Consider the following 14,666-nt stretch of genomic DNA (forward strand, 5'->3'; position numbering starts at 1 on the left):
ATGCGATGAAAGTTAAATTTATTGGAGGTGCTGGAACTGTAACTGGTTCAAAAACACTCATAGAGAGTAATGGAATCCGAATTTTGGTTGATTGCGGGTTGTTTCAAGGGATAAAGCCTTTGCGGGAACTTAATTGGGGAGCCTTGCCTGTTTTGCCTTCAACGATTGATTTCGTTTTATTGACTCATGGACATTTGGATCATTGTGGTTGGTTACCTAGATTAGTAGATCAAGGTTTTAAAGGAAAGATTTATTGTACGGAGCCAACGAAGCAGATAACAAAGTTAATTTTGTTAGACAGTGCTAAAATTCAAGAAGAAGAAGCTGAAAAAGCGAATAAAGGCAATTTTTCCAAGCATGAAATTGCAGAACCCCTTTATGATGTGGAGCAGGCTAAAAAAGTTTTCCCTTTGTTTAGGGTTGTTAAAACTAATGAGTCGGTGCCTTTAGACCCAGAAATCGAAGCTGTCTTTATTAGTGCGGGGCATATTATAGGCGCTTGTAGTATAGAATTGATGCTGGAGAATAAAACTTTGGTTTTTTCAGGAGATGTAGGGCGGGACAATGATGTTTTGATGTTTCCGCCAACCAAGCCCAAAAAAGCAGACTATGTATTTCTCGAAAGCACATACGGAAATCGCCTTCATCCTGATACGGATGCAAAATTAGAATTAGAGCTATATATCAATAATACTTTTGATAAAGGCGGAACAACCATTATCCCTAGTTTTGCAGTGGAGCGGGCGCAAACCATTATGTATTTGCTCTGGCAACTTAAAGAAGAGAATAAGATACCTGATATTCCTTATATCATTGATTCTCCAATGGGAGTAGGAGCCTTTGATGTTTTTTTTAGTAGTTTGAAATGGCATAAGTTGAAACTGGAAGATTGTATTGCAATGAGTAAGATGTTTCAGATGATTACAGATTATAAAGATACAATAGAAGCAATATATGATGAGAGGCCAAAGGTTGTAATTGCGGCAAGCGGAATGGTTACCGGAGGGAGAGTTTTAAGTTATTTAGAACGTTATATTGGGTTGCCTGAAACCACTGTGATTATTGTGGGGTATCAAGCTGAAGGAACTCGTGGAAGAAAATTAATAGAAGGGGCTAAAGAGATTAAAATTCACGGAAAGTATTATCCAGTATTGGCCAATATTCTTGAAATACAAGGATTGTCAGCCCATGGTGATCAGAAAGACTTGCTAAATTGGCTTTCGGCTTTGGAAAATAAGCCTAAAAAAGTGTTTTTAGTTCATGGCGAAAACCAGCCTGCGGATGAACTTCGTATAAAAATTAATGAACACTATGGCTTTGATTGTGTGATTCCTTTGATGGGACAGGAGTTTGAGCTTTAAATTTTTAACAGCTATTTAGGGGTCAATACTGATTAAAGTAGTATTTTTGCTTTATGAAGTTGAAGCGACATATAAGTTTACTTTTAGCCATTTTCTTATTGGTTTCCAATTTGGGATTGGCTGTAAATGTGCATTATTGTGGTGGAGAAATCGCTTCTATTGCTCCAGTTTATTCCAAAGTATCTTCAACTGGACAAAATTCGGAGGAGCAATGTTGTACTTCTTTTTCGGAAACCAAACAAAGTTGCTGTAAGGACAAGGTTGTTGACTTCCAAAAAAAGTCAGATCATTTTGTTGTAAAAACATTCTTTTTTAGTTTAGGAACCGCTGTTCTGGTAACTGAGTGGGCTCCTTTAGTTTTTCCATTAGTGGCGAATTTCAAAGTTTGTCCGGTTACTCCTTATTTTTGTGATGCAAATGCACCACCATTTTTTAAATTGTACAATCAATATATTTTCTACGCCTAATTTTAATGTTTTTATGAAGTAGGCTGCATTTTGTAGCTTGAAAATCTTTTTTTAAACATTAAAATTTTATCATGAATAAACAAATTACAATGCTTGTATTGTTTTTGTTTTGTACTTTTAATTCCTATTCTCAAGATACTTTACAGGAAATTAAAGTTAAAACAACACGTAAAAGCTTAAAGAAATCATATACCCTAACTTCTAATACAACCACGCTGACCAGCAAAGAATTGCTCAAAGCCGCTTGTTGTAATCTTGCCGAAAGTTTTGAAACAAACCCTTCAATTGACGTCAGTTTTTCGGATGCATTAACAGGAACGAAGCAGATAAAAATGCTGGGTTTGACAAGTCCATACTTGATGATTGCCGAAGAGAATATTCCATCAGTGCGAGGTGCTTCTCAAGCCTATGGTTTGTCTTTTACACCGGGAACTTGGGTAGAAAGTATTCAAATTACCAAAGGAGCTGGATCAGTTGTGAATGGTTTTGAAAGTATTTCGGGTCAAATCAATACCGAGTTGATTAAGCCAATAAATGACATCCCTTTTTTCTTGAATGCTTATGGTTCTACAGATTCAAGATTTGAATTAAATACCCATTTTAATAGAAAAATATCTGATAGATGGAGCAGTAGTCTTTTTGTTCATGGAAACGCAAGAGCTTCTAAGAATGACATGAATGATGATGGGTTCTTGGATAATCCATTAGGTAAGCAAATAAATGTACTCAATCGTTGGCAATATACTGATGCTGAAAAAGGTTGGGTGAGTTTTGTTAATTTCCGTTATATGAATGACAAGAAACAAACGGGAGAATTAGAATTTGACCCGGACAGAGATAGAGGGAAAACTAATTATTGGGGCTCAGAAATCAACAGCGAGCGTATTGATGTTTCTACTAAATTGGGTTATGTTTTTCCGGAAATGCCTTATCAAAGTATTGGTTTTCAAAATGCTTTTAACAGCCATAATCAGGATTCTTATTTTGGATTGAACCAATATAAAATCAAGCAAAAAAGTTATTATTCGAATTTAATTTTCAATTCGATAATTAATAATACGATGCATAAATTTGCTACGGGATTGAACTTTACATACGATGCTTATGATGAGTTTGTAAATGTTGCAGATTATAGCAGAATTGATAATTCTGCAGGAGCTTTTTTTGAATATACCTATGATAATACGGATAATTTTAGCTTAGTATTAGGAGGAAGGATTGATAATCACAATCGTTTGGGGACATTTGCTACACCAAGATTACATGCCAGATACAATCCTTGGGAAAAAGGGGTTTTGCGATTCTCGGCAGGAAGAGGAAAACGAAGTGCCAATATTTTCGCAGAGAATCAACAGCTTTTTGCAAGCTCCAGAACCTTTGATGTTTTAAATAGTGGAGGTAAGAATTATGGATTAAACCCAGAGATTGCTTGGAATTATGGACTAAGTTTTATGCAAGGATTTACTTTGTTTAATAGAGGAGGGGATTTTGGTTTTGATTTTTACAGAACCGATTTTAAAAATCAAGCAGTAGTAGATTTATTCCAAAGTCCGCAGCAGGTCTTATTTTATAATTTAGACGGAAAATCGATTGCTAATAGTTTGCAAGTAGAGTTTAATTATGAGTTGATGCAACATTTAAATCTGCGAACTGCTTATAAGTATTATGATATTCAAACAGATTATTTGTCAGGAACTTTTCAAAGGCCAATGCAAGCCAAACATCGTTTTTTTGGTAATTTAGCATACGAAACGCATATTGTAGAGAAAGGGAAACAATGGAAATTTGATTTTACGTACAACTGGTTGGGAAAACAACAATTGCCATCGACTAATGGAAATCCTGTTGAAGATAGGCTGCCGGAATTTTCACCTTCTTTTTCGGTGATGAATGCGCAAGTAACCCGAACTTTTTCTTCAACTTTTGAAGTCTATCTAGGTGGAGAAAATATTGGAAATTACAGACAGGAAAAAGCGATATTGGGTGCTGATAATCCGTTTGGAACTACTTTTGATACTTCAATTGTATATGCGCCTATTTTTGGTCGAATGTATTATGCTGGATTGCGTTTTAAGATTAAATAAACTTTTGAAAAAAATATTGAAATGAAAAAAATAATTATGATTATCGCCGTTGTGTTTTTTGGATTAAGTGCACAGGCGCAAGAGAAAAAAAATAAAAATGCCAAATATAATATTGATGTTAATGGCAATTGTGAGATGTGTAAAAAACGAATTGAGAAAGCTGCTTATGGAGTTTCGGGTGTGAAATCGGCAGTTTGGGATACAGGGACTCATCAATTGGGTTTAATTCTAAATGAGCAAAAAACCTCGCTTTTGGATGTTCAAAAAGCAGTTGCAAAAGTTGGGCATGATACAAAAGGAGTCAAAGCCACTCAAGAAGATTATGACAAACTTCACGGTTGTTGTTTGTACGAAAGAAATTAATAATTGAATCCAAGGTGAAAGCCTTGGATTTTTTTGATTTATAGTTAATAAAACTTTAAAAAGATTCAATAAATTGTTGTTCATATAATTTATGATTACTTTCACGCACGAATTATTTTAGCTTAAAAACAACAAAGAATGAACAGTTTTGATTGGAAGAATTTAATAGACCCGCTTTTTTATATCCATTTTGATGTAAATGGAATAAAATTAGGTATTTACATCGTTTTATTTATTGTATTTGCAGAAACTGGGCTTTTTGCTGGTTTCTTTTTACCGGGCGACAGTTTGCTTTTCCTTGCGGGAATTTACAATAGAGAGTTAATAGAGAATATTTTATTTATAGAGAGTGATTTTGTAAATGTGACGCTCTTGGCATCTATGGTGGCCGCGGCCGGTATTTTAGGGAATATGATAGGTTACTGGTTTGGTTCTAAAAGTGGATACTATTTATATAATAAGGAAGATTCATTTTGGTTTAAGAGAAAATACCTTGTTCAGTCTAAAGATTTTTTTGAAAGACACGGTGGTAGAGCAATTATTTTTGCCAGATTTTTACCTATTTTCAGAACTTTTGCGCCAATAGTAGCAGGGATTGTAAATATGGAAAGAAAGAAATTTATGTTTTATAATGTAGTGAGTTCTTTTGTTTGGTCTTTTACACTAATTTTTGCAGGTCATTATTTATACGGTTTCTTGCTTGACAGCTATCAAATAGATTTGAAAGAGCATATTGAATTAATTGTTATAGGTTTGGTTGTTGTTACTCTTTTGCCAGTGATTCTTAAGTTTGCTAAAAAGATCCCTGCAGCTGAAGATGACAAATAAAAAAAATAATCAATTTAGATTGATTTGAATATTGTTTATACTAAATAAAAAATCCGTTCACTTTTGGTGAACGGATTTTTTATTTACAGAAAGGTTGATATTACATCATCCCTGGCATTCCGCCACCCATTGGCATTCCGCCAGCGTTATCTTCTTTAATATCGATTAATGCGCATTCAGTAGTTAATATCATTCCGGCAACAGATGCAGCATTTTCTAATGCAACACGAGTTACTTTTTTAGGATCGATAATTCCAGCTTTTAGCATGTCTACGTATTCGTCAGTTTTAGCGTTGTAACCATAGTCATCTTTTCCTTCGGCTACTTTTGCAACAACAACAGAACCTTCAAGACCTGCGTTTTCAACGATAGTTCTTAATGGAGATTCTACTGCGCGGGAAATAATTTGAATTCCGGTTGCTTCGTCTGCATTGTCAGCTTTTATGTCTTTCAAGGCATTTTTAGCTCTTAACAGCGCCACACCACCGCCAGCAACGATTCCTTCTTCAACAGCTGCACGAGTAGCGTGTAAAGCATCGTCAACTCTGTCTTTTTTCTCTTTCATTTCCACTTCTGAAGCTGCACCAACATAAAGAACAGCAACACCACCAGCTAATTTAGCTAAACGCTCTTGTAGTTTTTCTTTGTCATAATCAGAAGTTGTGGCTTCCATTTGACCTTTGATTTGGTTTACGCGATTTTTGATTGTATCCGCTTCTCCAGCTCCACTTACAATTGTTGTATTGTCTTTGTCGATTGTTACTCTTTTTGCAGTACCCAACATTTCGATTGTTGTGTTTTCCAAAGTATAACCTCTTTCTTCAGAAATTACCGTTCCGCCAGTCAAAATAGCGATGTCTTCTAGCATTGCTTTTCTTCTGTCTCCAAAACCAGGTGCTTTTACTGCAGCAATTTTTAAAGCTCCGCGCAATTTATTTACAACTAAAGTTGATAAGGCTTCACCATCAACGTCTTCAGCAATGATTAATAAGGGTTTTCCTGATTGAGCAACTGGCTCTAAAACAGGAAGTAGTTCTTTTAAAGAAGAAACTTTTTTGTCATACAATAAAATGTAAGGGCTTTCTAGTTCTGCTTCCATTTTTTCAGGATTGGTAACAAAATAAGGAGAAAGGTATCCTCTGTCAAATTGCATTCCTTCTACAACATCAACAAATGTATCTGTCCCTTTAGCTTCTTCAACAGTGATTACTCCTTCTTTACCCACTTTTGCAAAAGCATTAGCGATTAACTCACCAATAATTTCGTCGTTGTTAGCTGAGATAGAAGCAATTTGTTTGATTTTATCTGAATCGCTGCCAACTACTTTAGCTTGTTTTGCCAAGTCAGCTACAATAGCTTCAACCGCTTTGTCAATTCCTCTTTTTAAGTCCATTGGGTTAGCACCCGCAGCCACGTTTTTCAAACCTTCTTTTACGATCGCTTGTGCCAAAACTGTAGCAGTTGTAGTTCCGTCTCCGGCTAAATCATTGGTTTTAGAAGCGACTTCTTTTACCATTTGAGCCCCCATGTTTTCCAACGGATCTTTTAATTCGATTTCTTTTGCAACCGAAACTCCATCTTTAGTAACTGTTGGTCCACCAAAAGATTTTCCAATGATTACGTTACGACCTTTTGGTCCTAGTGTTACTTTTACCGCATTAGCCAATGCATCCACACCACGCTTTAATCCGTCACGTGCTTCTATATCAAATTTTATGTCTTTTGCCATTTTAGTATTTATTTGTTGATTCGTTTATTTGTTGATCGATTAGATTATTGCAAGAATATCATCTTCTCTCATTATTAAGTAATCTTTTCCGTCTAATTTCAATTCAGTACCGGCATATTTTCCATAAAGAACACTGTCGCCTATTTTAACGGTCATTGCATGTTCTTTGGTTCCGTTTCCTACGGCAACAACAGTTCCTTTTTGTGGTTTTTCTTTAGCGGTATCTGGAATAAAAATCCCTGACGCAGTTTTGGTTTCAGCAGCCGCTGGTTCTATAAGAACTCGGTCAGAAAGTGGTTTAATGTTTAAAGCCATGATTTTATTTTTTTAATTTTATGAATGCTGTTTAGATTTCAGAAATTATGCCATTCTCCAAAAGGTGACATTTTTTCCTATAAAAAATGCCAGCTTTGACAGGCTGGCACTTTGTATATATATGTAATTAAACTATTTTGCAGGATTTGCAGGTACGTTTTGTACAGGAGCAGGAGCTGCAGTTTCTGTATTGTCAATAATTTTAGAATCAGTATCGCTTAATGTTCCTGTAAAACTTAAGCTAGAAAGTAATACTAAGGCGATTAAAATAGTTGCTAGTGTCCAAGTACTTTTATCTAAGAAGTCAGTTGTTTTTTGTACACCACCCATTTGAGTTGAACCTCCTAATGTAGAAGAAAGTCCGCCACCTTTAGGATTTTGAACCATTATAACTACGATTAATAGAAAACAAACTATAGTTATTAAAACTAAAAAAATTGAAAATGTGCTCATTGTTTATTTAATTATTTTGTTGTAAAATCTTTATATCCGAGATGCGGTCTGCAAAGAAACTACTTTTTTCTGGATATTTCAAAATTAATATTTCATAAGCTTGAATCGCTTTTTGATATTTTTTTTGTTCCAAATAGACTCTGGCCAAAGTTTCAGTCATCAGATGGCTATTGTCGTCTTTATTGATGTCAATGTGAATTATGGGTGAAGTGCCATTCTTGACCGGTGAAATCTTTGGACTCGCCTCAATAAACTTGTCTATCAATTCTGCTTTTTTCTTTTTCTCTTCATTTTCGAATGGAGATTTGGGGGTAATAACAGTATCAACTTCTCTTATTATTGGTTGACTGCTGGAAAGTTGCAGCCATTCTTGGAATGAATGTGTTTCTTTTTTTGAAAAATCCAAAGGTTTTCCAATGGAGAGTTTGTCTTCAATTTCAGCAGATTCTTTTTTAGTCTCTACAGTTTGAGCTTCCTTGATAGAAGTCAGTATGGATTGTTCTAAGGGAGTTACCTTAACTTCCGGTTTTTTCTCTGGTACAAATTCAGTACTGTCTATTACATTTATGTCAAGAAGTTCAAGCGCTTTTTTATCGAATATTTTTTTCTCAATAGCAATGAAATGATCGGATGTTATGAAATCAAACAAAACGGTTCTGTCAGTGGTATAAGCCGCCGTTACTTTTAAAGCTTGATTGTACTTAAAACTATTTTGATTGTAAAGCCCTTTCAGTCTCAAAGCTCTTGCACTTTGAAAAAAAGGGAACTCTTCCAAGACGTTTTCCAAGTCCAGCGTTTGCTTCTCGGTAATCGTGTCGGGTTTGTTAATTAAATAAGTATAATCAGTGATATTCATTTTTTGAGTGTTCAATGTTCAGTAATCAGTGTTCAGTATTTAATAGCTATCTGAATACTTCTTTGTTTACCATTTAGCCAGTGATTCGTTAAATATGTCTTGGGTAATTCTATCAAAAATATCTTTTAAAGCCGAATTTAATGTCGCTCCAGTTAGCTGTTGGTTTGCCGGATAATCATAATAGAATTCAAAAGGTTTTTCAAAATTATCAATCTCTTTGTTTTTATTAGTGAATCGAACATTGATTCTTATTTTTAAGCGGTTTTGAGAGGCTTGTTGATCCGCGGTTGCGGTCATTGGGCTAATTCGATAATCTACAATTTCACCTTCATAGGTTAAATCACCTCCATTTTTGACCAAATTTAAATTGGTTTGATTCTGGATAAGTTCTTGTAAGGCAAGTGTAAATGTACGGTCAATTCCTGGCTCAATCAAGTCGGAGTTGTTTTGAAAGAAGTTTACTTGAAATGTTTTTGCATCAATTTTTCCTGTTCCGGTAAAGTTGTATACAGAACAACTGCTAAAAGTAGTAAGTAATGCAACTGAAATTAAGAAGTATATGTGTCTCATTTTATATTTAAAATTGCTTTGCCAGTCCGCTAACGTTTGGGTCAAAGATATTCATTTTCAATTCACGATTCACAATTTGAATTTTTACAAATCAAACTGTTTTATTTTGCGGTATAGCGTTCTTTCGGAAATGCCTAATTCATCTGCTGCGGCTTTTCTTTTTCCTTTATTTTTTTCTAATGATTTTTTTATCATTTCAATTTCTTTCTGTTCCAGTCTCAAGATTTCTTCTTCCTCTATTGTTTCGGCAAAAAGGTAGTTTTCATCATTTTCCTGATATGCTTCCTCTTTGTTTTGGTTTGCGATCAAAGCGGTTCTTGGTTCTTCTTCAAAATCGATTTCACTGTCGTTTTCTTTAGAACCATATATCTTTTTGATTAAATTCTGATTGGTTTCCTGTACTTTAGAACTGCCATTTTGCATTAATTCTAAGGTGAGTTTTTTTAAATCATGTAAATCACTTTTCATGTCAAAAAGAACTTTATACAAAATTTCCCTTTCGGTACTGAAATCACTTTCTTCTTTTTTAGTTTTGATAACTGAGGGCAAGTTGCTCCCTTCAGTGGGTAAGTAGGAATGCAAAGTTGCCGCAGTGATATCACGATTGGTTTCTAATACAGAAATTTGTTCAGCTACATTTCGCAGCTGACGTATGTTTCCGCTCCATCTGAATTTTTGCAATACTTGAACTGCTTCATCATCTAGTTTTAACGGAGGCATTTTGTACTTGTGGGCAAAATCGGCGACAAATTTTCGGAACAATAAATGAATGTCATCTTTTCGGTCTCGTAAAGGAGGTAAAGAAATTTCTACAGTACTTAAACGATAGTATAAGTCTTCACGAAATTTTCCTTTTTCGATGGCGTCAAATAAATTGACATTCGTAGCTGCTACAATTCTTACATCTGTTTTTTGTACTTGTGAAGAACCTACTTTTATGAATTCGCCGTTTTCCAGTACACGAAGCAGTCTGACTTGAGTTGTAAGGGGTAATTCACCCACTTCGTCAAGGAAGATAGTTCCGCCGTTGGCAACTTCAAAATAACCTTCTCGGGTGCTGGTAGCTCCTGTAAAAGATCCTTTTTCGTGACCAAAAAGTTCACTGTCAATGGTTCCTTCAGGGATTGCGCCGCAGTTTACGGCAATATATTTTCCATGCTTTCTGTGTGAAAGGGAATGGATTATTTTTGGGATGCTTTCTTTTCCTACTCCGCTTTCCCCCGTGACTAAAACTGAAATATCAGTAGGGGCAACTTGAATAGCTTTTTCTATAGCGCGATTCAGCTTTGGGTCATTCCCAATAATCTCAAATCGTTGTTTTATATTTTGAACGCTTTCCATGCTGTCTTTATTTTAATTCATTTCGCTTAGTCCAATGGCTTCTCCTTTTAAGGTTCCGCTGGTACAAGAGGTAATTTTTACATTTACAAAGTCACCAATCTTGTAATTCTCTTTTGGGAAAACAACCGTAATACTTTGTGAGTTTCTACCGGAGAATTCTTCGGTTGATTTTTTTGAAACTTTTTCAACCAGAACTTCTACCGTTTGTCCGATAAATTCTTCAGAACGCATCCAAGCATGTTTTTGTTGTAAGTCTACAATTTCTTGTAATCTTCTCGCCTTGGTTTCTTCGGTTACATCATCTTCCATTTTTCTACCGGCCAAAGTCCCTGGACGTTCAGAATAGGAATACATATAACCAAAATTGTATTTCACATATTCCATTAAACTTAAAGTATCTTGATGATCTTGCTCGGTTTCTGTGGGGAATCCTGCGATCATATCTTGCGAAATAGAGCTGTTGGGAATAATGGTTCTGATTTTGTCAATCAAAGTCATGTATTCCTCGCGCGTATGCAAACGGTTCATTTCTTTTAGAATTCTATTACTTCCTGATTGAACCGGTAGGTGAATGTGTTTGCAAATATTTGGGTATTTGGCAATAACATGCAATATGCTTTCGTGCATATCCTGTGGATTTGATGTCGAAAAGCGTATGCGCATTTTTGGAAAACCAACGGCTACCATTTCCAGTAATTGGTCAAAATCGACTGCGGTAGCTTTTTGCATATCAGAGGCATTTTCGAAATCTTTTTTCAATCCGCCGCCATACCATAAATAGCTGTCTACATTTTGTCCCAAAAGTGTAATTTCTTTAAATCCTTTATCCCATAAATCCTGAATTTCCTTCATGATGCTTTGGGGTTCACGGCTACGTTCGCGTCCTCGTGTAAATGGCACCACGCAAAAAGTACACATATTATCACAGCCACGGGTGATGGAAACTAAGGCGGTAATGCCGTTGCTCATCAATCGTACCGGAGAAATATCGCCATAGGTTTCATCTTTGGACAAAATCACGTTGATCGCATCGCGGCCTTCTTCGACTTCTTGTAAAAGATTTGGTAAATCTTTATAGGCATCAGGCCCCACAACAAGGTCTACGATCTTTTCTTCTTCGAGGAATTGACTTTTCAACCGTTCGGCCATACAGCCCAAAACGCCCACCTTCATTTTTGGATTAATGCGTTTTACGGCATTGTATTTTTCTAAACGCTTGCGTATGGTTTGCTCTGCTTTATCTCTGATGGAACAGGTGTTTACCAAAACCAAATCAGCTTCTTCCAAAATCTGGGTCGTATTGTATCCTCCATCAGATAATATGGAAGCTACGATTTCACTGTCGGAAAAATTCATTGCGCAGCCGTAACTTTCTATGAATAGTTTTTTAGTGTTTTGCGGTTTTTGTTCTAATACAAGAGTTTCCCCTTGTTTGCTTTCTTCAATAATCTTTTCCATAATTCACTTTCAAAAGTGTGTTTTAATAAGGCGGTAAAGGTACAATTATTTGAGTGAATATGACAAGATGTCAGATAAAGAATTAACATTGTTTTTTGTTTTTAAAATAAAGGTATCGGGCTTTTTAATCGAAATATAATCTAATTGAATGGCTCAATAGTGAAAAGATAGTTGGAACTTTTGATGTTAAAAAAACCGTGTTTTGTATGCCGATTCTTGTTTATATTTAATCTGTGTGTTTTTTAAAATTCAGTTGAAAATCTCTATATTTAAAAAAAACTTCTACTTTTGTCCAAGAAAAATAGAGCAATGGCAAAGAATTTAGTGATAGTTGAGTCACCTGCAAAGGCGAAAACAATAGAGAAATTTCTAGGGAGTGATTTTCAGGTGGAGTCAAGTTATGGGCATATTGCCGACTTGCCTTCGAAGGAAATCGGGGTAGATGTAGAGCATGGTTTTAAGCCAAAATATGAAGTTTCTGCTGATAAAAAAGCATTGGTTTCCAAGTTGAAAACTTTAGCTAAAAATGCCGAAATGGTTTGGTTAGCAAGTGATGAGGATCGCGAGGGTGAAGCTATTTCTTGGCATCTTGCCGAAGAATTGAAGTTAGATAAGAAGAAAACAAAACGTATTGTTTTTCATGAGATTACCAAGAATGCTATTTTGAAAGCAATCGATAATCCTCGTGAAATTGATTATAATTTAGTAAACGCACAACAAGCACGTCGCGTTTTAGACCGATTGGTGGGTTACGAATTGTCTCCTGTTTTATGGCGAAAAATTAAAGGAGGACTTTCTGCGGGTCGAGTGCAATCGGTTTCGGTTCGTTTGATTGTAGAGCGTGAAAGAGAAATTCAGAATTTCAAAGCGGTTGCATCTTATTCAGTTGTGGCAGAATTTACCAATGAATCCGGAAAAACATTCAAAGCTAAACTGCCTAAGAACTTCAATACGAAACAAGAAGCCGAAGATTTTTTAAGTAAAAATATCGGTTCTACTTATAAGGTAGCGGATTTAGAAACCAAGCCTACCAAAAAATCACCAACAGCGCCGTTTACCACTTCTACTTTGCAACAAGAAGCCGCCAGGAAATTGTATTTGCCTGTTGGGATTACCATGCAACTTGCGCAACGTTTATACGAGGCGGGACTTATTACTTACATGAGAACAGATAGTGTAAACCTTTCTAAAGATGCGATGGATGCTGCTGAAGCTGAAATTATTAAATCTTATGGAAAAGAATTCTCTAAACCTCGAACTTTTGCTAATAAAAGTAAAGGGGCACAGGAAGCACATGAGGCGATTCGTCCAACTGATATGTCCCGTCATACGGTAAATATTGACAGAGATCAAGCGCGTTTGTATGATTTGATTTGGAAAAGAACTTTGGCTTCGCAAATGAGTGATGCGCAATTAGAGCGTACAAATGTGAAAATTGAAGCCAATAATCATAGCGAAATATTTACTGCATCTGGTGAAGTGTTGCTTTTTGAAGGTTTCTTGAAAGTGTATTTGGAAGGTCACGATGACGACGAAGAGGAACAGGAAGGAATGTTGCCGGCAATGAAAGTCAACGAAAAATTACAAAACAATTACATCACGGCCACCGAGAGATATTCGCGTCCGCCGGCTCGTTATACCGAAGCTTCTTTGGTGAAAAAATTAGAGGAATTAGGAATTGGCCGTCCTTCAACTTATGCGCCAACGATTTCTACCATTATCAATAGGAATTATGTGGAGAAAGGAAATTTGGACGGACAAGAAAGAAATTACACGCAGCTTACTTTGCAATCTGGGAAAGTAGGAGAGAAGCTGCTAAAGGAAAATACAGGTTCTGATAAAGGGAAATTAGTACCAACAGATATTGGTACGATTGTTACGGATTTCTTGGTGAAGAATTTTGGAAATATTCTAGATTATAATTTCACTGCAAAAGTGGAACAAGATTTTGATGAAATAGCCGAAGGAAATATTGTTTGGACAAAAATGATGCAAGAATTCTATGATCAATTTCATCCAACGGTGAAAGATGTGGAAGCAAATGCAGAAAGAGAAAGCGGAGAACGAATTTTAGGGACAGATCCTAAAACTGGAAAACCGGTTTCGGTTCGTTTGGGTAAATTTGGTCCAATGGCTCAAATTGGAGCTGCAGATGATGAAGATAAAAAATTTGCCAGTTTAATGGCGGATCAAAATATTGGGAATATCACTTTGGAGGAAACCCTGAATTTATTTTTGTTGCCCAAAAATCTAGGAAATTACAAAGACGAAGAAGTGGAAGTGAGTAATGGTCGTTTTGGCCCTTATATTCGCCATGGAGCCGCTTTTGTTTCTTTGCCAAAAGGCGAAAATCCTTTGGATGTAGATTTTGAAAGAGCGAAGGAATTAATTGATGAAAAAGCATTGGCCGATGCGCCTATAGCTGTTTATAAAGGAGAAGGTGTTCAAAAAGGAGTGGGACGTTTTGGGCCATTTATAAAATGGAACGGAATATTCATCAATGTAAGTAAGAAGTACGATTTTGATAATTTATCTCAATCGGATATCGAAGCATTGATAGAGGATAAACTTCAGAAAAATATTGATAAGGTTTTGCATAACTGGGAAGAAGAAGGGATCTTGGTTGAAAAAGCGCGTTGGGGACGTTCGGTTATTACCAAAGGTAAAATCAAAATTGAGTTGAGTAAAGATATAGATGCAACAAAATTAACCTTGGCCGAAGTTCAAGAAATGATTGCTAAGAAAACTCCAGTAAAGAAAGCTGCTGCCAAGAAAGCTCCGGCTAAAAAAACAGCAGAGAAAAAACCGGCGGCAAAGAAAACTGTAGCTAAAAAGAAATAA

General features: G+C 35.9%; 13 protein-coding genes. 6 read left to right on the forward strand and 7 right to left on the reverse strand.

Translation table 11 applies throughout. The annotated features are described in order from the left end of the window. Positions 1-5: 5 nt before the first annotated feature. The 5 genes from BUB25_RS07820 to BUB25_RS07840 all read left to right on the forward strand — a co-directional run bounded on the left by BUB25_RS07820 (position 6) and on the right by BUB25_RS07840 (position 5,103). Positions 6-1,361 carry an MBL fold metallo-hydrolase gene (locus BUB25_RS07820; protein WP_072942626.1) on the forward strand — a complete coding sequence of 452 codons (1,356 nt, stop codon included), beginning with the start codon at positions 6-8 and terminating at the stop codon, positions 1,359-1,361. Positions 1,362-1,414: 53 nt separating this feature from the next. Continuing rightward, positions 1,415-1,828 (forward strand): HYC_CC_PP family protein, encoded by a 414-nt coding sequence (locus BUB25_RS07825; RefSeq protein ID WP_072942629.1) that lies wholly within the window; start codon positions 1,415-1,417, stop codon positions 1,826-1,828. Between the two features lie 71 nt (positions 1,829-1,899). Then, on the forward strand, positions 1,900-3,912 hold the full coding sequence (locus BUB25_RS07830) for a TonB-dependent receptor plug domain-containing protein (protein ID WP_072942632.1): 2,013 nt from the start codon (positions 1,900-1,902) through the stop codon (positions 3,910-3,912). Between the two features lie 21 nt (positions 3,913-3,933). Next, positions 3,934-4,275, forward strand: a complete 342-nt coding sequence (locus BUB25_RS07835) for a heavy-metal-associated domain-containing protein (RefSeq protein WP_072942634.1) — start codon at positions 3,934-3,936, stop codon at positions 4,273-4,275. 138 nt (positions 4,276-4,413) lie between these two features. After that, positions 4,414-5,103, forward strand: a complete 690-nt coding sequence (locus tag BUB25_RS07840; protein ID WP_072942637.1) for a DedA family protein — start codon at positions 4,414-4,416, stop codon at positions 5,101-5,103. A gap of 100 nt (positions 5,104-5,203) precedes the next feature. On the opposite strand, the gene groL is transcribed toward BUB25_RS07840, so the two are convergent. The 7 genes from groL to miaB all read right to left on the reverse strand — a co-directional run bounded on the left by groL (position 5,204) and on the right by miaB (position 11,825). After that, a complete protein-coding gene (gene groL / locus BUB25_RS07845) occupies positions 5,204-6,832 on the reverse strand; it encodes a chaperonin GroEL (protein WP_072942640.1) in 1,629 nt (542 codons plus the stop codon). Positions 6,833-6,871: 39 nt separating this feature from the next. After that, positions 6,872-7,147 (reverse strand): co-chaperone GroES, encoded by a 276-nt coding sequence (locus BUB25_RS07850; protein ID WP_072942642.1) that lies wholly within the window; start codon positions 7,145-7,147, stop codon positions 6,872-6,874. 132 nt (positions 7,148-7,279) lie between these two features. Further along, the gene (secG, locus tag BUB25_RS07855) at positions 7,280-7,600 is read right to left on the reverse strand and encodes a preprotein translocase subunit SecG (RefSeq protein ID WP_072942645.1); all 321 of its coding nucleotides are present in this window, start codon (positions 7,598-7,600) and stop codon (positions 7,280-7,282) included. Positions 7,601-7,607: 7 nt separating this feature from the next. After that, entirely contained in the window at positions 7,608-8,456 is an 849-nt protein-coding gene (locus tag BUB25_RS07860) for a tetratricopeptide repeat protein (protein WP_072942658.1), read from the reverse strand. Positions 8,457-8,522: 66 nt separating this feature from the next. After that, on the reverse strand, positions 8,523-9,026 hold the full coding sequence (locus BUB25_RS07865; protein WP_072942660.1) for an LptE family protein: 504 nt from the start codon (positions 9,024-9,026) through the stop codon (positions 8,523-8,525). Between the two features lie 84 nt (positions 9,027-9,110). Further along, the gene (locus BUB25_RS07870; protein WP_072942663.1) at positions 9,111-10,367 is read right to left on the reverse strand and encodes a sigma-54 interaction domain-containing protein; all 1,257 of its coding nucleotides are present in this window, start codon (positions 10,365-10,367) and stop codon (positions 9,111-9,113) included. A gap of 12 nt (positions 10,368-10,379) precedes the next feature. Beyond that, complete coding sequence (gene miaB, locus BUB25_RS07875; RefSeq protein ID WP_072942665.1) at positions 10,380-11,825, reverse strand: tRNA (N6-isopentenyl adenosine(37)-C2)-methylthiotransferase MiaB; 1,446 nt, start codon at positions 11,823-11,825, stop codon at positions 10,380-10,382. A 309-nt stretch (positions 11,826-12,134) separates the two neighbouring features. Between miaB and topA the strand changes: the two genes are divergently transcribed. Further along, positions 12,135-14,666, forward strand: a complete 2,532-nt coding sequence (gene topA / locus BUB25_RS07880) for a type I DNA topoisomerase (protein ID WP_072942667.1) — start codon at positions 12,135-12,137, stop codon at positions 14,664-14,666.

The organism is Flavobacterium granuli (genome assembly GCF_900129705.1).
In the GTDB taxonomy this organism is placed as follows: domain Bacteria; phylum Bacteroidota; class Bacteroidia; order Flavobacteriales; family Flavobacteriaceae; genus Flavobacterium; species Flavobacterium granuli.